Genomic DNA, 25,048 nt, shown 5'->3' on the forward strand with positions numbered 1-25,048 from the left:
GTGCTTGAACACGGCAGTGAACACTTTGGACACGGAGTCCGTGCGACAGCAATATCGGAGATGCCTTCGCGTTCCGCTTCTCACTACGGTGCGTGCCGCGCGTCATTCAGATTCTCGAAGACATGCCGCCCGGCCTCCCGGACACCGCGCGGCACACCGTCGCCGGCGCGGACAGGCGGAACCCCCGAGAAAGGAGCAGGACGTGACGGTCGAGAAGATCGCGCTCATCACGGGTGCCAACAAGGGCATCGGATACGCCACCGCGCGACAGCTCGGTGAGCAGGGCGTCGTCGTCATCGTCGGTGCGCGGGACGAGGTGCTCGGCAAGCAGGCCGCCGACGCGCTGGCCGCCGACGGCATCACCGCGACAGCGCTGCGCATCGACGTGCGGGACCCGGACAGCGTGGCCGAGGCCGCCCGCACGATCGAACGCCGGTACGGACGCCTGGACATCCTGGTCAACAACGCCGGCGTCGCGGGCGCCTTCACCGGCACGCCCGGCGAGGCGAGGGCGGCCGACCTGCGGGAGGTCTACGAGACCAACGTCTTCGGCGTGGTCACCGTGACCCACGCGATGCTGCCGCTGCTGCGCCGCTCCCCGGCCGGACGCGTCGTCAACCTCTCCAGCCACGTGGGGTCGCTGACCCTGCAGGCGGATCCGGGCTCCCCGCTGGCGGGCGTCAACATGATCGCCTACCAGTCCTCGAAGACCGCGCTGAACGCGCTCACCCTCGCGTACGCGAAAGAGCTGCGGGACACCCCCGTCAAGGTCAACGCGGCCCTGCCCGGAGTGGTGGCCACCGACATCAACCACCACCGCGGCCGGCGGACCCCCGCCGAAGGGGCCGCGATCGTGGTCCGGCTCGCCCTGCTGGACGAGACCGGCCCGTCGGGCGCCTGCCTGGCGGACGACGGACCCCTGCCGTGGTGACACGGAACGCCCGGGCGACGACCCCGGCCCCGGTCCCGGCCACGACCTCGGCCACGGGCGGAGCCACGACGCTGGCACCGGCTGCGGGCCCGGCCCCGGCCCCGACCCCGGTCCCGGTCCCGGTCCCGGTTCCGGCCACGACCTCGGCCACGGGCGGAGCCACGACGCTGGCCCCGGCTGCGGGCCCGGTCACGGCCTCGGCCACGGCCTCGACCTCGGCCACGGCCTCGGCCACGGCCTCGACCCTGGTCAGGGCCTCAACCCCGGGAGCGACCCCGGCCCCGACAATCACGGGCGCGGCCACGCACCCGCACTGGGCTACGGCCCCGGTCCCGCCCCTGGCCCCGGGAGCGACCCCGGCCACAACCTCGGCCATGGGCGCGGCCGCGGCCACGGGCGCGACCACGACCCCGGCCCCGGCTGCGACCCCGGCCCCGCCCGTCACGGGCGCGGCCACGCACTCGTACCGGGTGACGGTCCCGCGCCCGGGCTCGCGTGCGGGCCGGGCCGGTCACGTGCTGCCGTTCGCGGCGGCGGTCCGCGCCGTCACCGAGGAGCCGGTACCCGCTCTTCCCGCCGCGCCGGGGAGGGACGGCGGGGCCGGCCGGAACCACGGCGCCGGCTCCCGCGGCACGCCGGCGCGGGCGTGGGCGAGTTCGGTCCCCGCGGCCTGATCCCCCGGGGATCAACGGCCGTTCGCGGCCATCACAACGGATCACCGAAGCCGGGCCGAAAAGCCCCGGCGCGGCACACGACACGGAGGCAGGCAGTGGCGGTTGAAGGAACGATCCTGGTGCTGGGCGGTACCGGCCGGCAGGGCGGGGCGGTGGCCCGCGAACTGCTGCGGCGCGGACACACCGTGCACGCCCTGGTCCGCGACCCGGGCAAGGAACAGGCACGGGAGCTCGAGGAGGCGGGCGCGGTCCTCGTACGCGGCGACCTGGACGACGAGGCGTCGCTGCTCGCGGCGATGCAGGGCGTCCACGGGGTGTTCAGCGTCCAGACCTTCCGCGGCCCCGGCGGCGTCGAGGCCGAGGAGCGCCAGGGCAGGGCGGTGGCCGACGCCGCCGTCCGGGCCGGGGTGCGGCACTTCGTCTACAGCTCGGTCGGCGGCGCCGACCGCGACACCCGCGTCCCGCACTTCGAGAGCAAGCTGAGGATCGAGCGGCACCTGTCCACGCTCGACCTGCCGGTGACCGTGCTGCGGCCGGTCATGTTCCACGACATCCTCCTGGACATCGCCCCCCGCCCGGTGGACGACGGACTCGTCCTGGGCCTGTGGCTGGACCCGGGGACCGCGGTGCAGCTCATCGCGACCAGCGACATCGGCGTGTTCGCCGCGGACGCCTTCGAGAACCCGGACGCCTGGCTCGGCCGGACCGTCGAGATCGCCGGAGACGTCCTGACCGGACCGCAGATGGCCGCCGCGTTCGAGGCCGCGTCCGGCGTCCCGACCCGCTTCCGGCAGCTGCCCATCGAGCCGCTGCGCGCGGCCCGCCCCGACCTGGCCAACATGTTCGACTGGTTCGAGCGCGACGGCTACCACGCCGACCTGCCCGAACTGCGCCGGGGCAGGCCCGGCCTGGTCTCCCTGGAGACCTGGCTGAGCGACAACTGGACCGCACCGCTGGCCACATCACCGCGCTGACCGCGCTGGCCACATCACCGCGCCGGCCACATCACCACGCCGGTCGCCGGGACCGGGGCCGGGGAGCTCAGAGGAAGATCGGATCCCGGGTACGGGTCCGCTTGAGCTCGAAGAAGCCCTCGGTCCCGGCCACGGCGAGCACCCCGTCCCAGAGCTTCACCGCGGCCTCGCCGCGTGGGGCCGGTGTCACCACCGGGCCGAAGAACGCCACGTCGTTCACCGCGACGACCGGGGTGCCCACGTCGGTGCCGACGCGGCCGATGCCGTCGCGGTGCGAGGCGCGCACCGCGCCGTCGAACTCCTCGGACCCGGCCGCGTCGGCCAGGCCCGCGTCGAGGCCCGCGGCGGCCAGCGCCGCCGCGTAGGTGGACCGCTCCTTGGGCGCCTTCTCCAGGTGGAACCGGGTGCCGAGTTCGGTGTACAGCCGGCCCAGCACCTCGGGGCCGTAGGCCTGCACGGCGGCGGCGCACACCCGTACCGGCTCCATCCGCAGGGCCAGGTCCCGGTGCCAGCGCTCGGGCAGGTCGGCGCGCCCCTCGTTGAGCACGGTCAGGCTCATCAGGTGCCAGCGCAGTTCCAGCGGCCGGTGCCGGGCGACCTCGAGGATCCAGCGGGAGGTCAGCCACGCCCAGGGGCAGGTCGGGTCGAACCAGAAGTCCACGGGGGTGGGGCTGTCGTGCCGCAACGGGTCCTCCTCGAAAGTGCCTGTGGGATCGCGGGGCCGGCGCTCTGCGCGGCCGGTGCGGAGGTGCGCCGCCCGCGCGGGTCGAGCCGGGGCCGGCGCACCGCCGCGGCCGGCCCCGGGTCCGTCATTTCACCCGGATCCTTCTCGGTTTCCATGGCGACCCCGGAACACCCTGGCAAGGGCGGGCCGGAATACCGGTGGAGCGGCGCTGGAATTGTGCTGTTCAACCGCTCAAATTCCCTGGTTGAACGTTCGAGTGAATTCCGATAATTCCGGAGTTGCGGGCCGCGGAAGCGCCGACCTATCGTCTGGAACCCCGAAAAGGGCGCTATGAAAGGAAAGCCATGTCCTCATTGCCCGAGGTCCGTGACCAGTCCGATTCGTACGAGCTGCTCCATCTCATTCAGGGTGCTGTGATCACCCAGGCGATATCCGTCGCGGCCAGGCTCGGCATTGCGGACGTCCTCGCCGACGGACCGCTGTCCGCCGAGGAGATCGCCCAGCGGGTCGGATCCGACCCGAAGGCGACCCACCGGATCCTGCGGGCGCTGTCCGGGCACGGGGTCTTCGCGGTGCGCGGCGACGGCCGGTACGAGCACAGCGCGCTGTCCGACAAGCTCCGTGAGGACGCGCCGGACTCGATGCGCGGGTTCGCCCTGCTGATGAGCCACCCGCTGCTGCACGAGGAGTGGGGCCACCTGCAGGCCACTGTGGAGAGCGGCGAGCCCAACCTGCCGAAGCTGCGCGGCATGGGCGCGCTGGACTTCTTCCACGCGACCCCCGAGTACGCGGCCGTGTTCTTCAAGGCGTTCGGCGAGCTCTCGGAGTCGGAGACCGACCCGATCCTGGCCGCCTACGACTTCTCCGGCTTCTCCACGGTCGTGGACGTCATCGCCGGCCGCGGCAACCTGCTGGCGGGCATCCTGAAGCAGGCACCGGACGTCAAGGGTGTGCTGTACGACTCCGAGATCGCCACCGTCGACTCGCCCGCGCTCTTCGAAGCCGCAGGCGTCGCGGACCGGCTGACCATCGAGCACGGCGGCTACCTCGGCGAGCTGCCCGCCGGCGCCGACGCCTACCTGTTCAAGCACATCATCCACGACTTCTCCGAGGCCGACGCCGTCACCGCGCTGCGCAACGCGCGCGAGGCGATCGCCCCCGGCGGCAAGCTGCTGGTCATCGAGTACGTGCTCCCCGAGAACAACGAGAAGCACCTCGGCCACACCATCGACCTGTGGCTGATGCTGATGCTCGGCGCCCAGGACCGCACGCTCGCCCAGTACACCGAGCTGTTCGCCAAGGCCGGCTTCCAGGTCACCCGGGCCGTCCCCACCAGCGCGCCGATCTCGATCATCGAGGCGATCCCGGTCTGATCCCGGCGGGCACAAGCCGGTCCCCATCGCAGAAGCCGAGGCTCAAGGACAGGAACCATGGATACCGAGGTCATAGTCATCGGGGCGGGTCCTGCGGGACTGACGCTCGCGGCCGAACTCCGCCTCGGCGGCGCCGAGGTCACCGTCTTCGAGCAGCGCACCGAGCGGAGCTGGGAGTCGCGCGGCATCGGCTTCACGGCGCGCGCCACCGAGGCGTTCCACCAGCGCGGCATCCTCGACCGCCTGGAGAACATCGAGATCACCCGGCAGGGCCACTTCGGCGGCATCCCGATCGACTACGGGGTGCTGGAAGGCTCGCACTTCGGCGTGCGCGGCGCCCCCCAGTACAAGATCGAGGAAATGCTCGAGACGTGGGCGCTGGAGCTGGGCGTGACCCTGCGCCGGGGCCACGAACTCACCGCTGTGAGCGATTCCGGCGACAGCGTCACCGCGACCGTGCGCGGCCCGCGGGGACTCGAGGAGTGCACCGCCCGCTACCTGGTGGGCTGCGACGGCGGGCGCAGCACCGTGCGGCGCCTGGCGGGTTTCGAGTTCGCCGGCTCGGACGCCACCCGCGAGATGTACCTGGCGGACGTCAAGGGCTGCGACATCAAGCCGCGGATGATCGGTGAACTGCTGCCGAACGGCATGGTCATGGCGGCGCCGCTGGAGCAGGGCTACACCCGCATCATCGTCTGCGAGAACGGCACGCAGCCCGACCGCGGCCGCGAGGTGACCTTCCCTCAGGTCGCGGACGCCTGGCAGCGGCTGACCGGCGACTCGATCCACCACGGCGAGGCCCGCTGGGTCAGCGGCTTCACGGACGCCACCCGCCAGGCCACCGAGTACCGGCGCGGCCGGGTGCTGCTGGCCGGCGACGCCGCCCACATCCACCTGCCCGCCGGCGGGCAGGGCCTGAGCATCGGCGTGCAGGACGCCTTCAACCTCGGCTGGAAGCTGGCGGCGACGGTCCGGGGCCACGCCCCCGAGCACCTGCTCGACACCTATCACGCCGAACGCCACCCGGTGGCGGCGCGGGTCCTGCGCACCACACTCGCCCAGGGAACGCTCAACCTCACCGGCCGGTCGGTCGCACCGCTGCGCACCGTGATGGCGGAGATCATCGCGATCCCGGCGGTGGCCCGGCACCTGTCCGGCCTGGTCAGCGGCCTCGACATCCGCTACGACCTCGACGGCCCCGGCCCCGGCCCCGGCCCCGGCCCCGGCCCCGGCACCGGTACGGGTACGGGCCGGCCCGCGCACCCGCTGCTCGGCGCCCGGATGGCCGACCGCGCACTGGAACGCGCCGACGGCGGCCACGACCAGGTCGCCCGCCTGCTGCACCCGGCCCGCGGCGTCCTGATCACCGCCGACGCCTCCGGCGACACCGGCCGGACCGCCGCCGGCTGGTTGGACCGCGTCGACCTGGTCCGGGTGAAGGACTTCCCCGCCGGACCGGAGGAGGACGGCGCCGCGACCGAGTCGGTGCTCGTCCGCCCCGACGGCTACATCGCCTGGACCGCACCCGACGGAGGCGGCCTCGAGGCCGCGCTGCGGCGCTGGTTCGGCGAGCCGGCCCAAGACTCCGCGGCCCAGGACTCCGCGACCCGAGACTCCGCCATCCAGGACTCCGCCACCCGAGAGGAGAGCACGACGTGACCGAGAACGCGGTACGTGAAACGGAACACGAGATCGACGTCCAAGCCCCCGCCGCGTCGGTGTACGCGCTGATCACGGACGTCGGCCGGTGGCCCGAGACCTTCCCCCCGACCGTGCACGCCGAGGTCGTCGAACGCGACGGCGACACGGAACTGATCCGGCTGTGGGCGACCGCGAACAACGCCGCCAAGACCTGGACCTCCCGGCGCGTGCACGACCCGGACCGGCTCAGCGTGACGTTCCGTCAGGAACGGTCGCAGCACCCGGTCGGCGGGATGGGCGGCAGCTGGGTGGTCGAGCCCCGCTCCGCCACCTCGTGCCGGGTGCGCCTGCTGCACGACTTCTACGCGGCGACCGACGAGGCGGCCGACCTCGACTGGATCAGCGCGGCGGTCGACCGCAACAGCGCCTCCGAACTGCGGGCGCTGAAGGACAGCGCCGAGGCGGCCGGGCCCGCCGAACTGTTCACCTTCGAGGACACCGTGACCGTCGAGGCGAGCGGCAAGGACGTCTACGCCTTCCTCAACGAGGCACAGCTGTGGCAGGAACGGCTCCCGCACGTCGCCCGGGTGTCGCTGCAGGAGGACGAGCCCGGCCTGCAGATCCTGGAGATGGACACCCGCACCAAGGACGGCAGCACCCACACCACACGCTCCGTGCGCGTGTGCAAGGCCGCCACGGCCATCGTCTACAAGCAGATCGTGCTGCCCGCCCTGATGACCCTGCACACCGGGCGCTGGCTCATCGAGGACCGCGACGGCGGCGGGGTGTCGGTGACATCGCGGCACACGGTGCGGATCAACACCGACAACATCACCAAGGTCCTCGGCGCGGACGCGACCGCCGACAGCGCACGGGACTTCGTCCGCACCGCCCTGAGCGGCAACAGCCTGGCCACCCTGCGCCTGGCGAAGGCCTACGCCGAGGGCCTGGCCGGCGAACCCGCCCGGCCGTGACCTCCGCCCGGGCCGCCGCGCCGGTCGTCATCGTCGGCGCGGGCCCCGTCGGCCTGCTGCTCGCCTGCGAACTGCGCCGGGCCCACGTCCCGGTGACCGTCGTGGAACGCCTGGCCCGCCCCATGACCGAATCCCGGGCCGGCCAGCTCACCACGCTGAGCGCCGAACTGCTGCACGAGCGCGGCTTTTCGGCGCTGCTCGCCGGCGCCGCGCACGAACCGCGCACCCACTTCGGCGGCCTCAGCTTCGCCCTGACCGCCGTCGACAGCCCGTACGCGGGCCACTGGAAACTGCCCCAGTACCGCACCGAGGCCGCCCTGGGCGAACGCGCGGTGGAGCTGGGCGCGTTGGTGCTGCGCGGGCACGAACTGACCGCGCTCACCGACCGCCGGGACCACGTCGCATGCGCGGTCCGCGGCCCCGCCGGGCACCGGCTGCTGCGGGCCGCCTACCTGGTGGGCTGCGACGGCGCGCACAGCACGGTGCGCCGGCTGGCCCGCTTCACCGTCACCGCCACCCCCGCGACCCGACGGCTGCTGCGCGCCGACGTGTCGGGGCTGCGCATCCGCGACCGCCGCTTCGAACGGCTCGACGCCGGCTTCGCGGTGGCGGCCACCCGCGACGGCGTCACCCGGGTCATGGTGCACGCCTTCGGCGACACACCGGACAAGCAGCACGGGCCCCCCGGGCCCCCTTCCTTCGCGGAGGTCGCCACCACCTGGAAGCGGGTGACCGGAGAGGACATCCACGAGGGCACCCCCGTGTGGCTGGACGCCTTCGACGACGCCAAGGGACACGCCGACTCCTACCGGCGCGGCCGGATCCTGCTGGCCGGCGACGCCGCCCACTGGCATCCGCCGGTCGGCGGCCAGGCGCTGAACACCGGACTGCAGGACGCCGTCGACCTGGGCCACAAGCTCGCCGAGACCGTGCACGGCCGGGCCGCCCCCGGCCTCCTGGACACCTACCACGACCAGCGGCACCCCGTGGCGGCCCGGGTGCTCGACCACGTCGCGGCCCAGGAACAGCTGATGTTCGCCGGCCCCGAGGCCGGGCCGCTGCGCACGCTCTGGTCCGAACTGATCGCCCTCGAGGGGGTCCGCACCCATCTGACGGCGGTGGCGAGCAACCTCGACCACCCGTTTTTGCAGGTACGCAAGGGGAGGCAGGAAAGGCAATGCAGGACTTCGACACAGACGTGATCATCGTGGGGGCGGGGCCCACCGGGCTCATGCTCGCGGGCGAACTGCGCCTGGCGGGCGTCGAGGCCGTCGTACTGGAGCGGCTGACCGAGCCGATGCGCCAGTCACGCGCCCTGGGCTTCTCCGCCCGGACCATGGAGGAATTCGGCCAGCGCGGGCTGCTGGAACACTTCGGCGACCTGGGCGTCATCCCCTTCGGGCACTTCGGCGGCATGCCGCTGGACTACACCGTCGTGCCGGGCGGCAACTTCGGCGTGCGGGGCGTCCCGCAGGCGTTCACCGAGGCGATCCTGCACGCCTGGGCCACCGGCCTGGGCGCCGAGGTCCGCCGCGGCTGGGAACTGACCGCACTGACCGCCGGCGACGACGGCGTCGAGGTCCGCGCGAACACCCCCGAGGGCGAACGCACCCTGCGCGCCGCCTACGTGGTGGGCTGCGACGGCGCCCGCAGCGCCGTGCGCACCCTGTCGGGCATCGACTTCCCCGGCTACGAGGCCACCATCGAGATGCTGATGGCCGACGTCACCGACGTGAAGGTACGGCTGCGCCCGACCGGTGAACTCGGCGACGCGGGCATGGTCGTCGTCCTGCCCGTCGGCCCCAACACCACCCGCGTCGTCGTCTTCGAACGCGGCGCGGGCGTACGGCCGACCGCGCAGCCCCCCACCTTCCAGGAGGTGGCCGACGCCTTCAAACGCGTCACCGGCGACGACATCCACAGCGGCAACCCGCAGTGGCTGAGCTACTTCACCGACTCCAGCCGCCAGGCCGCCGAGTACCGCAGGGGCCGCGTCTTCCTGGCCGGGGACGCCGCGCACATCCACATGCCGATCGGCGCGCAGGGCATCAGCGCGGGCGTCGGCGACGCCGTCAACCTCGGCTGGAAACTCGCCGCCGAGATCCGCGGCACCGCCCCCGAAGGCCTGCTCGACACCTACCACAGCGAGCGCCACCCCGTCGCCGCCCGCATCCTGGCCAACACGCTCTCCCAGCGCAGCCTCTACCTCGGCGGCCCCGAGATGGACCCGATGCGGTCGGTCTTCGCCGAACTGCTGGCCTACGAGGACGTCCAGAAGCTCCTGGTCGGCATGGTCACCGGACTCGACATCGCCTACGACACCCCGGGCTCCGGCCACCCGCTGCTCGGCCGGCGCCTGCCGGACCTGAAGCTCACCGCCGGGACGTCCGGCGAGGTGAGCGCCTACGGACTCCTCAACGGCGGGCGCGGCTTCGTCCTGGACCTGCGCGGCGACGCCGCCCTGAGCGCCGCCGCCGAGCCGTGGACGGACCGGATCGACGTCGTCGTCGCACAGGTCCGCCCCGAGGGCGAACTCGCTGACGTCCAGGCGCTGCTGGTCCGCCCGGACGGCTACATCGCCTGGATCGGCGCGGACGGATCCGGGACGGACGGTCTCACGGACGCCCTCGGCCGCTTCTTCGGCACGCCCCGCGACCCCCGCTAGGACACGACGCCCCGCCGGCGCGGGCACTCAACTACTACCCAGGAGGAACCATGCCGTTCATCAACCCCGAAGACGGGCACCTGACCGTCCTCAACCTGTTCAAGACCGACACCCGCGCCCGGGTCGACACCCTCGTCAAGGAGATGAAGGCGATCGTCGACACCGCGGCGTTCCCCGGCTGGATCTCCAGCACGGTGCACCGCGGCGAACAGAACCCGGGAACCGCGAACTTCATCCAGTGGCGCGGCATGCAGGACCTGGAGACCCGCTACAACGACAGCGAGTTCAAGCACCACACCGTCCCGGTCTTCCGCGAGATCACCACCTTCGTCCGCCTGATGCAGACCGAGGTCGACTCCAGCCGGCGCCACCCCGCGCTGGGCGGCGTCACCGAGGTCTCGCCCGGGCGCGACGACTACACGGTCATCGAGATCCTCGGCGTGGACCCCGCCGAGCAGGGCGCCCTGACCGCCACACTGGCCGGCGCCCACTCCTGGCTCGTGGACGTGCCCGGCTACCGCTCGCAGAGCGTGCTGCGCGGCATCCGCTCGCGCAACCTGGAGGGCGGCGAGGGCACCCTGGCCACCGTCGGCGCGGACAACGACTTCGTCGTCGTCTACTCCCAGTGGGACGGCAAGGACTCCTACGACGCCTTCCGCACGCAGGCCGACGCCCAGTGGTCCTCCGCGCGCCGCGGCTTCCAGGACCGGCGCAACTCCCTGATCACCAGCGCCGACTGGAACAGCTACCGCGCCGTGCACACCCGCTCCGCCGAGCAGCCCGTGACGGTCTGACCGTTGCTGAGTCCGTAGTCAGGTCTCAGCCGTCCGGGCATTTCTGCCCGGACGGTCCGTCACATCATCAAAGCGTGAGGGCTTCGATGTGAGGACGGTCTCTCGTTTCTGTCTGCTGCTGTTGCGGCAGGGTTGCGCCACCTGCCCGCCCCCGCCCGGCTTTGCGGCCGGGCGGGGTGGTGCGGGTCTTCCGGTCGGCTCCACGAGGCTTCAACGCCTTGACGGCGTCCGGGTCTCCGGCCACTCCGGTACCCGTTACTGCGGCTGCCGCGAGTGCGGCGAGGTTGTGTGCGGCGTTGGCGTCCCGGTCGATGACCAGGCCGCAGGCGTCGCAGTGGTAGGTCCGGTTGTGCAGCGGCAGTTTGGCTTTCACCGCGCCGCACTCGGAACAGGTCTTGGAGGAGGGGTACCAGCGGTCGGCGGCCACAATGCGGCAGCCGTTCCACTGCGTCTTGCAGGTGAGCTGTCGGCGGATCTCGCCGAATGCGGCGTCGGCGATACGCCGGGCCAGGCACCGGTTGCGGAGCATCCCGGCAATGTTGAGGTCTTCGACCACCACGGTGCCGTACTCGGCCGCCACGGCACTGGTCAGCTTGTGCAGGGCATCTTCCCGAAGATTCGCGACGCGGTAGTGCACCCTGCTACGCGCCTTGTTGGCCTTCTCCCACCGGCGGGACGGCTGCTGCCCGGTACGGCGGTCCGGGCCCCGGCGTCGGGACACGGTACGGGATACGCGGCGCAGCCTTTTCAATGCGGCATCGAGGTGCCGAGGGTTGGACACCTCGCGGATCTCGCCGGTGCTGTCGGCCATGACCGCCAGGGTCTTGATGCCGAGGTCGATGCCGACCGCGACGCCCGGGCGGGCGACCCTCGCCAGGTCACGTTTCACCTCGGCGTGGAAGGATACGAACCAGCGTCCGCGTTCGTGGCGGACGGTGGCGGACAGGATGCGCGCGGTCCCGGCCTGGACACGGGCGAGGAGCCCGGCGACGGGCTCGTGCGTACGGATCGTGCCGAGTCGGGGCAGTGTGACGTGCCGTCCGTCGGCGTCCACCCGGATGGTGCCGGTGGTGAACCGGCAGGACAGGCGCGCCTTGCGCTTCGACTTGAAGCGCGGCGCCCCCATCCGCCGGCCGCACCGCTTGCCGTTCTTCGACTTCGCGTAGTTGTCGAACGCAGCCGACGCGTTCGCCAGACCGGTGGAGTACGCCTCCTTGGAGTTCTCCTCCCACCAGGAGGCGAACCGCGGATCAGTCCTCTTGGCCTCGTTGAACGCCTTGCGCAGCGATGGCAGCGACCACGGCCGCCACTCGGTCAGCTCCGCCCCGGCGACGCCGTACGTCTCCTCGGCCCGGCGCTGCCACCAGGACGCGGTCACCCAGCCCACCGCCCAGTTGTACGCCGCGCGCGCCGCACCGCAGTGCGACCCAAGAGCGGCCTCCTGGGCGGCGTTCGGGTCCAGCGCGAAGCGGTACGCCTGCACCACGAACCCGGGCTGCGGCCGGAACTTCTTCACTCGGCGGCCTCGCCGGTCGCCACGGCCACCGCGCGGGCGGCCCGGTTCTTCGCCGCCCGCGGCCCGTACAGGCGGGCGCACATGGAGGTGAGCACCTCGGTGATGTCCCGCACCAGATCGTCGGCGGTCTCGGCAGGGTCGAGGACGACCAGGCGCCGGCCGGACGCCGACAGCGCGGCCTCCAGGTGCTCGACGCCGAACCGGGCCGGCCGGTCACGGTGCTCGACCACGATCACAGCCGTGTCCGGGTCGGCGAGAAGCCGCTGCAGCTCGCGGCGTCGCCCGTCCAGCCCCGACCCGACCTCGGTCACGACTTCCGCGACGGCCAGGCCAAGTCCGTTCGCGCCGGACACCACCCGCGCGGCCTGGCGATCCAGGTCGGCCTTCTGTTCGGCTGACGACACACGGCAGTACGCCACTACGCGTCCGGACGGCTGGGCGGCAACCTCGTCGACCAGCCACGTCCCGGACGGCGCCTGGTGGACCGGCACGGGCATCTTCCCGTCCCTCACCCACGCCAGGCGGTCTGGTAGCTCACGCGCTGCCAACGCGCCCACTCCGAAAGCTTCACACAACCAAGCTACGTGAGATGCCTGACTTGAGACGACTATGAACAATCAGGAAATCCGTGGCAGTTGTCGCCCCCGCGGACACCGACGGCACGACGAGGCCCCCTGACCGGCACGGTCAGGGGCCTCGTCGTGCCGTCACCGGCGGCTATCCGGCGATCTCGTTCCAGTGCCACGCGGAGTCGAACGCGGTGACCTCGATGTCCGTGCCACCGGCGACCAGGCCGGCCGCCAGGGTCGTGGCCCCCGCGATGAAGGCGGAGGTTCGGTGCGCCGCCAGCAGGTCCTGCTCGTCGAACGGCAGCCCCTCGCAGCGCAGCAGCCGCAGGTCCATGAACCCGTTGAACCGCTGCCCCAGCACCTGGACCGGCTGCGGACTGCGGACGGTGAAGCGCACCCTGGCCGCGACATGGCCGTTGTGGTGCTGATCGGAGTAGTACGCGATGTCCGGGATCGCCGGCGGCACGAAGTGGTCACGTGCCGCGATCTCGGGAACCTTGGGCAGGTTGCCGACCAGGAAGTGCCAGGAGTTGTACTGCATCCGCGAGGAGATCGCCCACGCGGTGTCGGCCAGCCGGCCCGCCGAACCGCCGAACAGCCGCGCCGCGTCCGGCGAGGGCACCACACAGCAGAAGAAGTGCGGGATCTCCCAGCCGGCGATCTCGGGATACGCCCCCGCGCGCAGCGCCGCGATCAGCGCCGGCAGCGACCGCATCCCGCGGCTCATCGCGAAGTCGGCGTCGAACACCGCCGCCGCCGCGCACACCGTCTCGTGCACCAGGGACTCCAGCCCCGTGCCGAACTGTCCGTGCGCCCCGGCCAGCCAGCCCGGCGAGGACTCCACGCCCGCGGCCAGTTCGGCGAGGGTGTCACCGGTGACGGGAAGCCGCTCGCGCAGGCGCGCGCACACCTCGGCCTCCAGCCGCTCGGCGTCGCTCTTGACCGGACCGGCGACCCGCTCGATCTTGTGCATCAGCGGGCCGTAGATCTCGCGGTAGAGCTGCACGCGCTGCATCAGGTCCCGGCGCCGTACCGCCAGGGACCCGGCGAGCTCGCCGAGCGCGGCCACCGTGTGCGAGGCCGGTTCCGGCACCGGGTCCAGCGCGGGAGCGGCCGCGTTGTAGGCCCTGCGGGTGCGCTCCAGCAGGAGGGCGACGTGGTCCAGCGTGAGCTGGGTGCCGTTCGCCTCCTCGATGCGGGCGTACCCCGCCGAGCGCACCAGCAGCGTCAGGCAGACCACCAGCAGCACATCGCTGTCCGACCACAGCTCCAGCGGCAGCCCGGCCAGACTGCTCAGCGCGCAGTCGGGGTGCCCCGGGGGCAGCGTCTTGCCCGTCAGGGTGTTGGGCCCGCGGAAGTTGGTGTACTGGCGCTTTCCGGCGTAGAGGACGAACGGCGCGGTGCGCAGCGCCGCCTCGACCAGGTCCTGCAGCAGGGCGGCGCGTCCGTCGGGGCCCGCCTGCGCCAGCCACCGGCGGCAGTCGTCCGCCGACTCCTGCCACCGGCCGGCGGCCCGGGCCAGTTCGGTCCGGTAGCCGGCGAGGTCCTCCTCGGACCACGGCACCCGCAGCACGCCGTCGACCAGGTCGGCCTGCGCGCTCAGCGGGCCCTGGGAGGGAACCCGCACGACGACCCGGCCGCTCGTGTCCAGCCCGATCTCGCCGAGGAAGGCGGTGCCGGCGCCGCCGGCCCGGCCGGTGTCGCCGCCCTCGTCGCGCCAGGACCGTCCGGCCAGGGCCTTCAGCGCGGTCTCGGCCTCGACATCCAGCGCCCGCAGCTGGATGTCCGCCGGGACGTGCCCGGCGAGCGTCAGCAGCGTGTCCACGGCCCCCGCCAGGTCCGGCGCGGCACGCGCCTGCTCCCACACCGCCCGGAGCAGGGCCGGGAACCCGGCGTCCCGCACGCCGGTGCCGTCGGGCCCGCCGGTGGCACCGGCGGGCCGGCCGAGCCTGCTGGGCCTGCGGCTCTGCCGCGCCTTGGCCAGGGCCGCCCTGCGGGTGAGGGTGCCGTCCCGCTCGGCGGGCGCCGTCATGCCGGGCCCCTGGCCGTCAGGCCGACGTGGTCCCACATGCGGGCCTCGGTGGCGGTCCACTCCTCGTCCACATAGATGCAGTCGACGGGGCAGACCATCACGCACACCGGGCAGCCCGAGCACAGCTCGGGAACGATCACGACGTTGAGTCCGTCGTCGAAGATCGCCCCGAACTCCGGCGGGCAGCTGCGCAGGCACGTGTCACAGGTGATGCATTCCGACGTCTCGATACGGCGCGGCGGTTTCTTCCAGTTCTCGTCGCGGGACTGCCGCGCGATCCGCTCGGTGCGCTTGGAGGCGGCGGTGGAAGGAGTGTCTTTTACCCTTGGCATGCTGTGCTCACCCTCACCAGTGATGGCCCGTCAGCGGGAGCGCTCGGATATCGCGTCCGAAATGCCGTTCCACAGAACCGTCCTGGCCGCGAGCGCGCGGTCGACGGTCTCCTGGCACTCGGCCCACTTGGCGGCGTCGTCGCCGCACAGGTCGGCGAGCATCTGCATCGCCATCGGCGTGTGCTCCTCGGCGTCCACCTGGATGTGCCGGCGCAGGTAGTCGACGAACGTGGACAGCGAGCCGTGGCCGGCGTTGAGCGCGGCGACCTGGTCGAACATGTCGGGGATCAGGTCCTCGCGGCCGAAGGCGAACGCCGCGGCCTGGCAGTGCACGGGGGAGTGCTCGATGAACTCCCAGGTCGTGCCCACGAATTCGGTCACCGACCGCGGCACGCCCGCCTCCTTCAGCGCGGCCGGGACCGTACGTCCCTGGCGCAGCAGGGCGATGAAGGTGTCGATGCGTGTGGTGTCCGCGCCCGACTGGCGCATGCCGTCGAGGTACAGCTCGAAGTGGCTGATGAAGCCCTCGCCGAGCTCGTCGCTCTCCTCGACCAGGACGATGTCGTTGATGAGCCGGCGGCTGCCGGTGGCGGCGGACGGCAGCCACGGCACCTCCACGCAGGTCAGCCGGCGCTGCAGGGACTTGAGCAGGGACATGAAGTCCCACACCGCGAACACGTGGTGCTCCATGAACGTGACGACCGCGTCCACGCTGTTCAGCTGGTGGTAGACCGGGTGGCCGAGAACCTTCTGACGGGACGGCTCGATGGCTTCCTTGAGCGTCTCGACGCCCGAGTTGGTCCCATCCCATTCGTACCGTGACATGCGGCAACTCCCTTTTCTTCAGGTCTGGTTCGGAGAAATCTGTTCAGAGGTCTGGTTCAGAGGTCTGGTTCAGGGGTCTGGTGGAGAGGTCTGGTTCGGAGAGGTGTGGTTCAAGGCCCGGGCCGGGAGTGGGCCGGTCCGGTGCGCGCCTGCTTTCAGAAGGCGCCGAAGTACTCGCGGTGCTCCCATGCGGTGACCTCGCCCGGCGCGGTCGGGGCGGGCCCGGCCGCGCACCAGGCGTCGAACCGGGCGGCCTCGCTCTCCTTCAGCTTCGTCAGGCAGGAGGCGAGCGGTGCGCCGAGCAGCCGTTCGGCGCTCTCGCTCGCGCGGAAGGCCTCCAGCGCCTCGCGCAGGGTCCGGGGCAGCGGGGCGGGAGCGGGCGCCGTACGGGCGGCTTCGGGGCCGGCGAGCAGCCCTTCGAGGCCGGCGTGCAGCTGGGAGGCGATGGCCAGGTAGGGGTTGGCGCACGGCTCGCCGATGCGGTTCTCGACGTGGGTGGAGCTGCCGCCGCTGAGGACCCGGATCAGGGCGCTGCGGTCCTCGAACCTCCAGTCGACGGCGGTCGGGGCGAGCGTGAACTCCGGGGCCAGGCGCCGGTAGCCGTTGACGGTCGGGACGGACAGCAGGCTGAACTCCCGCGCCCGCGCCAGCAGGCCCGCGATGTAGGCGCGGCCCTCGGCGGAGATGGCGTCCTGCAGGCCGTCGCCCTCGGCGAACAGGTTGAGGCCCGTCTTGGTGCTGGTGACCGACTGGTGCAGGTGCCAGCCGCTGGGGTCGAAGCTCGCCAGGCGAGGCAGGGTCATGAACGAGGCGTGGTAGCCGCGCCGCCTGCACTCCTGCTTGAGCTGGGTGCGGAACAGCAGCATCGCGTCGGCGGCGTCCGCCGCCAGCATCGGGTTGAACGTCGTCTCGAGCTGTCCGGGACCCGACTCGTGCTCGAACGAGCGCAGCGGCAGGCCGAGTTGCTGGAGCATCGCGGCCAGCGGGTCGGCGACGTCGGCGACCGAGTCGTAGGCGCTGTCGAGGTTGAACTGGTAGCCGGGGTTGACCGCCTCCACCTCCGGGGCCGGGCCCTGGAGGCCGAAGCCGTTGCCCGCGTTGCCCACCGGGCCGCCGGTCAGGCGGGTGAGGTACCACTCGACCTCGAGACCGATGACCGGGGACAGGTCCTGGCGGGCGTACTCGGCGCAGACCCGGCGCAGCACGCCGCGCGCGGACAGCGGGTGCGGTGTGCCGTCGCGCAGGTACTCGTCGCCCAGCACCCAGGCGGTCCGCGGCCCGGCCTTGGGCAGCACCTGGAACGTGCGCGGATCGGGGACCAGGACGAAGTCGCCCGCGCCCAGCAGTTCACCGACCCCCACCCCGGCGTCGGCGAGGAAGTCGACGGCCACCGCGTGGCCGGTGTCGAAGAGGAACGGCCCGGCGCTGAAGTCCATGCCGTTGCGCAGCACCGTACGGAACACGTCCGCGGGCACCGTCTTGGACCGGGCCAGTCCGTGCGGGTCGCAGAACACGACCCGCACGAGATCGACCTCCGCCAGCTGCAGTTCGACCTGCTCGGCCGCGGCGGCCTGCCGGTCGTCCCAGAGCCCGAACTCGGCGACGAACGAGGGACGGCCGACGCCGCTCTCGCCGCCGTGCAGGGACCACGACCTGGAAACCATGGTCAACTTCCTTTCACTGTGAGGGCGGGGGGAGTCAGGCTGAGGCCGAGCGCCGTCTCCAGGCGCTCGCCCGCCGAGAGCACGAGAGCGTCCTCGCCGACGCGGCCGACCAGTTGGAGTCCGGCCGGGAGCCCGGCCGGGGTGAGGCCGACGGGCAGCGACAGGGCGGGCTGCCCGGTGAGGTTGAACGGATAGGTGGCCGGCGACCAGGCGAGCCAGCGCAGGTCCCGGGCCGCGGCGGCCCAGGGCGGGGCGATCGCGCCCGCGGCGAACGGCTCGAGGGGGACGGTCGCCATGGCCAGCAGGTCATAGCCCTCCATCACCGAGGCGAGCCTGGTCCGCAGGGCGAGCCGGGTCTGCTCCGCGCGGGCCACCGCGGCCCCGCTGACCGAGCGCCCGTAACGCACGACGGCGAGCCGGCCCTCGTCGCACCACGGCTCGTCCGCGGGCGCGGTGCCGTTCGCCTCGGCGGCGGCGAGGATGTCCACCAGGGCTTCGTAGGGGTCCGGGAACGGGGCCTCGATGCGCTCCACCCGGTGCCCCAGCGCGGCCAGCACCGGCAGGACCTTCTCGGTGGCGTCGCGGACCGCGCCGGACGTCCCCGCGAACTCGATCCAGCCGATGCGCAGCGCGCCGCGCCGCGCGTCGGGCACCGGCGGCGCCGGCACCGACTGGGGGTCGCGGCGGTCGGGACCGGCCAGCACCGCCATCAGCTCACCGACGTCCGCCACACTGCGCGCCAACGGCCCGACATGCGACAGCCGTTCGGCGCAGGGCGGCACGTAGGGGATGTGCCCGAAGGAGGGCTTGAACCCGACCACGCCGCAGAACGCGGCCGGGATGCGCACCGACCCCGCCCCGTCGGTGCCCAGCGAGGCGGTGCACAGGTTCGCCGCGACCGCGGCCGCCGACCCGCCGCTGGAACCGCCCGCCGTCCTGCCGGGCGCCCAGGGATTACGGGTGGCGGGACCCACCCGGCTGACGGTGCTCGCACTCCACCCGTACTCCGACGTCGCCGTCTTGCCCACCACGATCGCGCCCGCCGCCCGCAGCCGGGCCACACAGGGCGCGTCCGCGGCGGCGCGCGGGTTCGCCAGCAGCGATCCCCGCCGGGTGGGCAGGTCCCGCGTCTGGATGAGGTCCTTCACCGACACCGTGACGCCCAGCAGCGGCCGTTCGCGGAAGGCGGCCGCACCGCGACGGGCGATCAGCCGGTCGGCCGCCCTGGCCTCACGCACCGCGCGGGCCCCGGCGACCTCGACATAGGCACCCAGACGCGGGTCCGTCTCACGGATGGCGTCGAGCACGTCCAGCACATGCGCGGCGACCGTGGAATGACCCTCGAGAATAAATTGCCGTGTTTCGCGAATGTTGCGGCAGACCGGCTGCCGGCTCGTGGTTGTGGTGGACTCTGACACGAGACCACTACAAGTCATCGACTGAATTCCGTGCAACTTACGGATTGAGGGTGTTTCATCTGCGCCCGATCCGCAGTTGAACAACAATTTCTTGCGAATGTTTCGGGGCGCCGAGCAGCATGTTTTCCCAGGTAATTCATGCCCGCATATTGCACAGGAGAAGATCCGATGACTCCACGGATGGACAATCCTTCCCTGGTCGTTCCCGGCGCCCTGCAGCCCCTGCTCGACCTGACCGAGGTCATCGGCAAGGTCGGCGTGCCGCAGACGACGCTCGACCTGATCCGGCTGCGCGTCAGCGAGATCAACGGCCGCGCCTACACGCTCCCGGCGGGCCCCGATCAGCCGGCCGGCGTCGACACGCGCCTTGCCCAGGTGGCCGCCTGGCGGACCGAATCCTGCTTCGACGCCGCCGAGCGCTCCGCGCTGGAGATGGCCGAGGCCATCACCTCGATGACCGACCCGCAGGACATGGCACCGGACGAGATCTGGGAGGAGTCCGCCCGCCACTACAACGACGAGCAGCTCGGCGCGCTCGTCATGCACATCGGCCTGGTCAACTTCTGGAACCGGGTCAATGTCGCCACCCAGCAGGAACCCGCGGTCTGGCGCTGAGAAAAGGGGACACCGCACCGTGCTGAAACTCATCAACGCCGGCCTGGGCCGGACCGGCACCACCTCACTGAAAGCGGCCCTGGACCGGCTCGGCCTGGGCCCCTCCTTCCACATGTTCGACATCGTCGGCGACGAAGAACGCCTCACCCGCTGGGAGAAGATCGTCTGCGACGGGCAACGCCCCGACTGGGCGGCCCTGTTCGACGGCTACGACTCCGCGGTCGACGGCCCCTGCGCGGTCTACTACCAGCAGATCAGCCGGGCGTTCCCCGGCGCCAAGGTGATCCTCACGGTCCGCGACGCCGAGAGCTGGTACCGCAGCACCTACGACACGCTGTACCAGTTCGCCCTGCGCAGCATGCAGAACCCGCCGCCGCCCGGATCCCAGCAGGCCCGGCTGTTCCGCGTCACCAGCACCATGGTCTGGGACGGCCTGTTCGGCGGCCGGTTCGCCGACAAGGACCACGCCATCGAGGTCTACCACCAGCACAACGAGGACGTCGTCCGCACCCTGGGCGCGGACAACGTCCTCGTCTACGACGTCCGGCAGGGCTGGGATCCGCTGTGCGCCTTCCTCGGAGTCCCAGCGCCCCGGGAGGAGTTCCCGCGCGCCAACGACAGCGCGTCCATGCGCCGGCGGATCGCCCAGGCGTCCTCCGGAACCGGCCCGGTCCCCACCGGCTGAGACAGCGAGGAGCAAGCGGTGCTGATCTCGGAAATGACGGTCCCCGGCGCCTACCGCGTCCAGCCCGAGCCCCTGAGCGACCGCAGGGGCTACTTCTTCGAATCGGTGAAGGCCAGCGCCCTGCTGGCCGACAGCGGCTGGGACTTCGCGGTCCGCCAGGTCAACTACTCGGTCTCCCGGCGCAACACCCTGCGCGGCATCCACGGCACCAAAGTCCCGCCCGGCCAGGCCAAGTTCGTCACCTGCGTACGCGGCAGCGCGCTCGACATCGCCGTCGACCTCCGCGTGGGCTCGCCGACGTTCGGCCACTACGACGTCACCCACCAGAGCCCGGAGACGGGAACGGCCGTCTACCTGCCCGACGGCGTCGGCCACGCCTTCCTCGCCCTGACCGACGACACCTGCATGAGCTACCTCTGCTCGCAGGAGTACGAGCCGGGAACCATGATCGACGTCGACGCGCTCGACCCGGCGCTCGCCCTGCCGTGGGACCTGAAGGAACCGCCGATCCGCTCGGACAAGGACGCCGCGGCCCCCACCCTGGCCGAGGCGGCCGCGGCCGGCCTCCTGCCGACCTTCGAACAGTGCCTGCCGTTGCTGGGGGCCCTAGAGGCTCTCAGTATTCCGGGCGTTTCTGCCCGGAAGGTCCGTCGCATCACCAAAGCGTGAGGGCTTCGGTTTGGGTACGGTCTCTCGTTTCTGCCTGCTGCTGGTGCGGCAGGGTTGCGCCACCTGCCCGCCCCCGCCCGACTTTGCGGCCGGGCAGGTTGGTGCGGGTCTTGTGGTCGGCTCCACGAGGCTTCGACACCGCTGGGGTGTCCGGGTCTGCGGCCACTCCGCTACCCGTTGCTGCTGCCGCGAGGGCGGCGAGGTTATGTGCGGCGTTGGCGTCCCGGTCGAGGACCAGGCCGCAGGCGTCGCAGTGGTAGGTCCGGTTGTGCAGCGGCAGTTTGGCTTTCACCACGCCGCACCCGGAGCAGGTCTTGGAGGAGGGGAACCAGCGGTCGGCGGCCACGATGCGGCAGCCGTTGCGGCGGGTCTTGTAGGTGAGCTGTCGGCGGATCTCGCCGAATGCGGCGTCGGCGAGATGCCGGGCCAGGCGCCGGTTGCGGAGCATCCCGGCAATGTTGAGGTCTTCGACCACCACGGTGCCGTACTCGGCCGCCACAGCACTGGTCAGTTTGTGCAGGGCGTCTTTGCGGAGGTTCGCGATGCGGTAGTGCACCTTGTTGCGTGCTTTGTTGGCCTTCTCCCACCGGTGGGACGGCTGCTGTCCGGTACGGCGGTCCGGGCCCCGGCGGCGGGACACGGTACGGGAGGCAAGGCGCAGCTCCTTCAATGCGGCATTGAGGTGCCGAGGGTTGGACACCTCGCGGATCTCGCCGGTGCTGTCGGCCATGACAGCCAGGGTCTTGATGCCGAGGTCGATGCCGACCACGACGTCCGGGCGGGCGACACGCACCAGGTCGCGCTTCACCTCGGCCTGGAAGGAGACGAACCAGCGGCCCCCGCTCGTGGCGGACGGTGGCAGACAGGATGCGTGCACTCCCGGCCTGCAGGCGGACCAGGAGCTTGCTCGTGGGATCGTGGACGCGGATGGTTCCCAGCCTGGGCAGAGTGACATGCCGACCGCCGGTCTCGAGGCGGAGGGTGCCGGTGGTGAACCGGCACGACAGACGCGCCTTCCGTTTCGATTTGAACCGCGGCATTCCCGCCGCCCGCCCTCGCCGCTTGCCCTGCTTCGACTTCGCGTAGTTATCGAACGCGGCGGCGGCGTTCGCCAGCCCGGTGTTGTAGGCCTCCTTGGAGTTTTCCTGCCACCAGGACGCGAACTTCGGGTCGTTGTGCTTGACGGCGTTGAACGCCCTGCGCAGCGAGGGCAGCGACCACGGCCGCCACGATGTCAAACCTGCCTCGGTAATCCCGTAGGACTCCTCTGCCCTGCGCTGCCACCACGCCGCCTCGACCCAGCCCACAGCCCAGTTGAATGCCGCCCGCGCCGCGCCGCAGTGCGACCGCAGAGCCCGCTCCTGGGCGGCGTTGGGGTCCAACGAGAACCGGAACGCCTGCACCACAAACCCGGGCTGCGCCTGGAACTTCTTCACTCGGCGGCCTCACCGGTCGTCACGGCCACCGCTCGGGTCGCCCGGCTCTTTGCTCCGCCGCCCGTACAGGGGGGACACATCGAGGTCAGCACCTCGGTGATGTCCTGCACCAGATCGTCAACGGTCTCGGTCGGGTCAGGACGACCAGCCGTTTTGGAGTTGAGCACCTCGAAGCCGCTCTGTCGGCGTCCGGCCGGCCCACGGGCTGGACGGCGTCTGCCGCCCACTCGGAAAGCTTCACGCAAATCAAGGTAACAACTGAGAAGAGAAGGCTGAGACTCACTGATGGATCCGCATCAGTTGTTAGCTACACCGGGTCTCCGTACTGCTGAACAGCGCGGCCGGTCGCATCGACGGATGACACCGAGCCCTTCGCGGTCGAAACCAGGCAGAACGGCAGTCGGCGTCCGCGGACGCTCGCTGCCGTTCTTCGTCGTTGTCCGTCTCTTCGCTGAGGACCTCACCCGCCGCCGTTCATCCGGGCTCCCGGCCCAGGGTGTGCTCGCGGATGCGGGCCATCAGGGCGGCCTGGCGCAGCAGTTCGTGATGGTGCGCCGCCCGCAGGCCCGGATCGCGGACCGCGTCGTGGAAGGCGGTGAACACCCCGAGGAACTGGTCGGAGGCCGGGGCGGTGATCCGGGTCTCGCGGTCCCGCTGCTGCAGCCGCAGCACCGGACGGGCGCTCGGCGAGGGGGTGAACGCCCACTCCAGGACCAGACGCCCCTCGCTTCCCCACAGGTCGTACGTCGAGCGGTAGCTGTGGGACAGGCCGAAGGAACAGTTCGCGGTGACACCGGCGCCGTCCCGCAGCAGCGCCACCCCGGACACGTCCACGCCCCGCTGCGGATCGAACGTCAGATCCGCCCCCAGTACCTGCGTCCGCGGCCCCAGATACTCCTGGGCCGCCCGCACCGGATAGCAGCCGACCTCCCACAGCGCCCCGCCGCCCAGATCCGCCTGGTACTTGATCCCGGCCGGGTCGGTCGGCGGAATGCCGAACACGCCGTTGTAGGACCGCAGTTCCCCGATGGCCCCGTCCGCCAGCAGGGACCGCGCCTGCTCGTGCTGGGGATGGCGCAGGAACGCGAAGTTCTCCATGACGAGCAGCCCGAGTTCCTCGGCGAGCGCGATCAGGGACCGGGCACTGTCCTCGCGGGGTACCGCCGGCTTCTCGAGCAGGACATGCTTTCCCGCCTCCAGCGCCCGGCGCGCCCACCGGGCGTGCTCGCTGTTGGGCAGCGGGATGTAGACCGCGTCGATGTCGGGCAGTTCCAGGAGCCGCTCGTACCCCGCGACGGCCTTGCAGCCGGCCCGGGCCGCGACGCCCTCGGCCTTCTCCCGGCTGCGGCTCGCGACCGCCACCAGACGGAACGGCGACTCCTCGATCGCCGGGAGGGCCCGCCGCACCGCGATGTCGGCGCACCCGATGATGCCTATACCGGCCCTCTGCTCGGATTCAAGAACGGGTGTCAGATCTTCGATGTTCACAGGCCCACCTAAAAGACGACAGAAATTCGCATGCCTGAACCGGGATAAGGCCAGCCTGAGTAAACGGCACCGGGTTTGTCAACATTCACGCCATTCGCGGTCCCGTGACATCCGGGGAGGCTTTTGAACGTGTGTTACCCCAATATAAAGTGCGGACATCGCCTAATGGGCACGAAGTCACTGAGGAGGCGCCACGGTGAAGGGCATCATCCTGGCCGGCGGCAATGGCACGAGACTCCATCCGATCACGCTCGGTGTCTCGAAGCAAATGCTCCCGGTTTACGACAAGCCGATGATTTACTACCCGCTCTCGGCCCTGATGCTGGCGGGAATCACGGAGATCGAGATCATCACCACCCCCGACGACCTGGAGATGTTCCGCCGTCTGCTGGGCGACGGCTCCTGGCTCGGCATCTCCCTGACCTACGCGGAACAGGACAAGCCCCGCGGGCTCGCCGACGCGTTCCTGGTCTCCGCGGACCACATCGGCGACGACTCCGTCGCCCTGGTCCTGGGCGACAACATCTTCCACGGCTACGAATTCGGGCCCATGCTCCAGCGGGCCGCCCAGAACATCGAGGGCTGCGTCCTGTTCGGCTACCCGGTGCGCGACCCCGAGCGCTACGGCGTCGGCACACTCGACGGCCAGGGAAAACTCATCGCCCTCGAGGAGAAGCCCACCCAGCCGCAGACCAACATGGCGATCACCGGGCTGTACCTCTACGACAACCAGGTCGTGGACATCGCCCGGCAGTTGCGGCCCTCCGAACGCGGAGAGCTGGAGATCACCGACCTCAACCGGGTCTACATGGAACGGGGCGAGGCCACCCTGATCCCGCTCGGCCGCGGCTTCGTGTGGCTGGACACCGGAACCCACGACGCGCTGATGGAGGCGGGGGACTACGTCCAGGTCCTCGAACACCGCCAGGGCGTACGCATCGCCTGTCTCGAAGAGATCGCCTGGCGCATGGGATACATCGACCAGGAGGCCTGCTACCGGCTCGGAAGCCGCCTCTCGAACTCTTCCTACGGGCAGTACGTGATGGAAATGGCCCAGGCGGGCTGAGGACGAACGCCACCCCGGAACA

General features: G+C 71.4%; 22 protein-coding genes and 2 pseudogenes. 13 read left to right on the forward strand and 11 right to left on the reverse strand.

Annotation, left to right across the window (positions count from 1 at the left end; genetic code table 11):
• Nucleotides 1-202: 202 nt before the first annotated feature.
• The 3 genes from OG788_RS45230 to OG788_RS45240 all read left to right on the forward strand — a co-directional run bounded on the left by OG788_RS45230 (nt 203) and on the right by OG788_RS45240 (nt 2,579).
• Complete coding sequence (locus OG788_RS45230; RefSeq protein WP_356759641.1) at nt 203-931, forward strand: SDR family oxidoreductase; 729 nt, start codon at nt 203-205, stop codon at nt 929-931.
• A 374-nt stretch (nt 932-1,305) separates the two neighbouring features.
• Complete coding sequence (locus OG788_RS45235) at nt 1,306-1,605, forward strand: hypothetical protein (RefSeq protein WP_406368650.1); 300 nt, start codon at nt 1,306-1,308, stop codon at nt 1,603-1,605.
• Between the two features lie 95 nt (nt 1,606-1,700).
• A complete protein-coding gene (locus OG788_RS45240; protein ID WP_406368649.1) occupies nt 1,701-2,579 on the forward strand; it encodes an NmrA/HSCARG family protein in 879 nt (292 codons plus the stop codon).
• Nucleotides 2,580-2,646: 67 nt separating this feature from the next.
• Here the strand turns inward: OG788_RS45240 and OG788_RS45245 are convergent, their stop codons facing one another.
• Nucleotides 2,647-3,264 carry a DsbA family protein gene (locus OG788_RS45245; RefSeq protein WP_406368647.1) on the reverse strand — a complete coding sequence of 206 codons (618 nt, stop codon included), beginning with the start codon at nt 3,262-3,264 and terminating at the stop codon, nt 2,647-2,649.
• 344 nt (nt 3,265-3,608) lie between these two features.
• Here OG788_RS45245 and OG788_RS45250 point away from each other — a divergent pair, with 344 nt between their 5' ends.
• The 6 genes from OG788_RS45250 to OG788_RS45275 are packed head-to-tail and all read left to right on the forward strand — an operon-like array spanning nt 3,609 to nt 10,711.
• Entirely contained in the window at nt 3,609-4,637 is a 1,029-nt protein-coding gene (locus OG788_RS45250; protein WP_351544484.1) for a methyltransferase, read from the forward strand.
• 57 nt (nt 4,638-4,694) lie between these two features.
• Entirely contained in the window at nt 4,695-6,296 is a 1,602-nt protein-coding gene (locus OG788_RS45255) for an FAD-dependent monooxygenase (protein WP_406368645.1), read from the forward strand.
• Nucleotides 6,293-7,252, forward strand: a complete 960-nt coding sequence (locus OG788_RS45260) for an aromatase/cyclase (protein WP_406368644.1) — start codon at nt 6,293-6,295, stop codon at nt 7,250-7,252. Before OG788_RS45255 ends, OG788_RS45260 begins: the two co-directional genes overlap by 4 nt.
• Nucleotides 7,249-8,454, forward strand: a complete 1,206-nt coding sequence (locus OG788_RS45265) for an FAD-dependent monooxygenase (protein ID WP_406368642.1) — start codon at nt 7,249-7,251, stop codon at nt 8,452-8,454. Before OG788_RS45260 ends, OG788_RS45265 begins: the two co-directional genes overlap by 4 nt.
• Nucleotides 8,430-9,917 (forward strand): FAD-dependent monooxygenase, encoded by a 1,488-nt coding sequence (locus OG788_RS45270; protein ID WP_406368640.1) that lies wholly within the window; start codon nt 8,430-8,432, stop codon nt 9,915-9,917. The genes OG788_RS45265 and OG788_RS45270 overlap by 25 nt, the downstream gene beginning before the upstream one ends.
• A gap of 50 nt (nt 9,918-9,967) precedes the next feature.
• Nucleotides 9,968-10,711 carry an antibiotic biosynthesis monooxygenase gene (locus tag OG788_RS45275; RefSeq protein ID WP_406368638.1) on the forward strand — a complete coding sequence of 248 codons (744 nt, stop codon included), beginning with the start codon at nt 9,968-9,970 and terminating at the stop codon, nt 10,709-10,711.
• A 67-nt stretch (nt 10,712-10,778) separates the two neighbouring features.
• Here OG788_RS45275 and tnpB read toward each other — a convergent pair whose 3' ends face one another.
• The 7 genes and pseudogenes from tnpB to OG788_RS45310 form a co-directional block, all read right to left on the reverse strand.
• Nucleotides 10,779-12,227 (reverse strand): IS607 family element RNA-guided endonuclease TnpB, encoded by a 1,449-nt coding sequence (tnpB, locus tag OG788_RS45280; protein WP_406368636.1) that lies wholly within the window; start codon nt 12,225-12,227, stop codon nt 10,779-10,781.
• Nucleotides 12,224-12,798, reverse strand: a pseudogene (locus tag OG788_RS45285) (IS607 family transposase). The gene tnpB and the pseudogene OG788_RS45285 overlap by 4 nt, the downstream one beginning before the upstream one ends.
• 146 nt (nt 12,799-12,944) lie before the next feature.
• On the reverse strand, nt 12,945-14,828 hold the full coding sequence (locus tag OG788_RS45290) for a hypothetical protein (RefSeq protein ID WP_406368635.1): 1,884 nt from the start codon (nt 14,826-14,828) through the stop codon (nt 12,945-12,947).
• Complete coding sequence (locus OG788_RS45295; protein WP_356470612.1) at nt 14,825-15,160, reverse strand: 4Fe-4S dicluster-binding protein; 336 nt, start codon at nt 15,158-15,160, stop codon at nt 14,825-14,827. The genes OG788_RS45290 and OG788_RS45295 overlap by 4 nt, the downstream gene beginning before the upstream one ends.
• Before the next feature lie 30 nt (nt 15,161-15,190).
• Nucleotides 15,191-15,985 carry a DUF3050 domain-containing protein gene (locus OG788_RS45300; protein ID WP_351544518.1) on the reverse strand — a complete coding sequence of 265 codons (795 nt, stop codon included), beginning with the start codon at nt 15,983-15,985 and terminating at the stop codon, nt 15,191-15,193.
• Between the two features lie 155 nt (nt 15,986-16,140).
• Nucleotides 16,141-17,649, reverse strand: coding sequence for a glutamine synthetase family protein (locus OG788_RS45305; protein ID WP_356757366.1), 1,509 nt, complete (start codon nt 17,647-17,649; stop codon nt 16,141-16,143).
• A gap of 2 nt (nt 17,650-17,651) precedes the next feature.
• Nucleotides 17,652-19,067, reverse strand: coding sequence for an amidase (locus OG788_RS45310; RefSeq protein ID WP_406368633.1), 1,416 nt, complete (start codon nt 19,065-19,067; stop codon nt 17,652-17,654).
• A gap of 168 nt (nt 19,068-19,235) precedes the next feature.
• Between OG788_RS45310 and OG788_RS45315 the strand changes: the two genes are divergently transcribed.
• From OG788_RS45315 to OG788_RS45325, 3 genes are read left to right on the forward strand one after another with little or no spacing between them, the layout of a single operon-like run.
• Nucleotides 19,236-19,682 (forward strand): carboxymuconolactone decarboxylase family protein, encoded by a 447-nt coding sequence (locus tag OG788_RS45315; protein ID WP_351544530.1) that lies wholly within the window; start codon nt 19,236-19,238, stop codon nt 19,680-19,682.
• 19 nt (nt 19,683-19,701) lie between these two features.
• Nucleotides 19,702-20,367: a sulfotransferase family protein gene (locus tag OG788_RS45320; RefSeq protein ID WP_406368631.1), complete on the forward strand. Its 666-nt coding sequence runs from the start codon at nt 19,702-19,704 to the stop codon at nt 20,365-20,367.
• 18 nt (nt 20,368-20,385) lie between these two features.
• Nucleotides 20,386-21,036: a dTDP-4-dehydrorhamnose 3,5-epimerase family protein gene (locus OG788_RS45325; RefSeq protein ID WP_406368629.1), complete on the forward strand. Its 651-nt coding sequence runs from the start codon at nt 20,386-20,388 to the stop codon at nt 21,034-21,036.
• On the opposite strand, the gene OG788_RS45330 is transcribed toward OG788_RS45325, so the two are convergent.
• The 3 genes and pseudogenes from OG788_RS45330 to OG788_RS45340 form a co-directional block, all read right to left on the reverse strand.
• Entirely contained in the window at nt 21,023-21,913 is an 891-nt protein-coding gene (locus OG788_RS45330) for an RNA-guided endonuclease TnpB family protein (RefSeq protein WP_406368628.1), read from the reverse strand. The two genes, OG788_RS45325 and OG788_RS45330, sit on opposite strands and share 14 nt — an antisense overlap.
• 472 nt (nt 21,914-22,385) lie before the next feature.
• Nucleotides 22,386-22,472, reverse strand: a pseudogene (locus tag OG788_RS45335) (hypothetical protein); the annotation flags it as partial.
• A gap of 474 nt (nt 22,473-22,946) precedes the next feature.
• On the reverse strand, nt 22,947-23,960 hold the full coding sequence (locus OG788_RS45340; RefSeq protein ID WP_406368626.1) for a Gfo/Idh/MocA family protein: 1,014 nt from the start codon (nt 23,958-23,960) through the stop codon (nt 22,947-22,949).
• Between the two features lie 196 nt (nt 23,961-24,156).
• Between OG788_RS45340 and rfbA the strand changes: the two genes are divergently transcribed.
• A complete protein-coding gene (rfbA, locus tag OG788_RS45345) occupies nt 24,157-25,026 on the forward strand; it encodes a glucose-1-phosphate thymidylyltransferase RfbA (protein ID WP_356757361.1) in 870 nt (289 codons plus the stop codon).
• Nucleotides 25,027-25,048 lie beyond the last annotated feature (22 nt).

Source organism: Streptomyces sp. NBC_00647 (assembly GCF_045207245.1).
In the GTDB taxonomy this organism is placed as follows: domain Bacteria; phylum Actinomycetota; class Actinomycetes; order Streptomycetales; family Streptomycetaceae; genus Streptomyces.

Bases quoted from the DNA above. Each gene is read 5' to 3' on its own strand.
- OG788_RS45290 (WP_406368635.1), bottom strand. From the start codon at position 14,828: ATGACGGCGCCCGCCGAGCGGGACGGCACCCTCACCCGCAGGGCGGCC.
- OG788_RS45255 (WP_406368645.1), top strand. From the start codon at position 4,695: ATGGATACCGAGGTCATAGTCATCGGGGCGGGTCCTGCGGGACTGACG.
- OG788_RS45295 (WP_356470612.1), bottom strand. From the start codon at position 15,160: ATGCCAAGGGTAAAAGACACTCCTTCCACCGCCGCCTCCAAGCGCACC.
- OG788_RS45305 (WP_356757366.1), bottom strand. From the start codon at position 17,649: ATGGTTTCCAGGTCGTGGTCCCTGCACGGCGGCGAGAGCGGCGTCGGC.
- OG788_RS45300 (WP_351544518.1), bottom strand. From the start codon at position 15,985: ATGTCACGGTACGAATGGGATGGGACCAACTCGGGCGTCGAGACGCTC.
- OG788_RS45315 (WP_351544530.1), top strand. From the start codon at position 19,236: ATGACTCCACGGATGGACAATCCTTCCCTGGTCGTTCCCGGCGCCCTG.
- OG788_RS45275 (WP_406368638.1), top strand. From the start codon at position 9,968: ATGCCGTTCATCAACCCCGAAGACGGGCACCTGACCGTCCTCAACCTG.
- OG788_RS45235 (WP_406368650.1), top strand. From the start codon at position 1,306: ATGGGCGCGGCCGCGGCCACGGGCGCGACCACGACCCCGGCCCCGGCT.
- OG788_RS45250 (WP_351544484.1), top strand. From the start codon at position 3,609: ATGTCCTCATTGCCCGAGGTCCGTGACCAGTCCGATTCGTACGAGCTG.
- OG788_RS45270 (WP_406368640.1), top strand. From the start codon at position 8,430: ATGCAGGACTTCGACACAGACGTGATCATCGTGGGGGCGGGGCCCACC.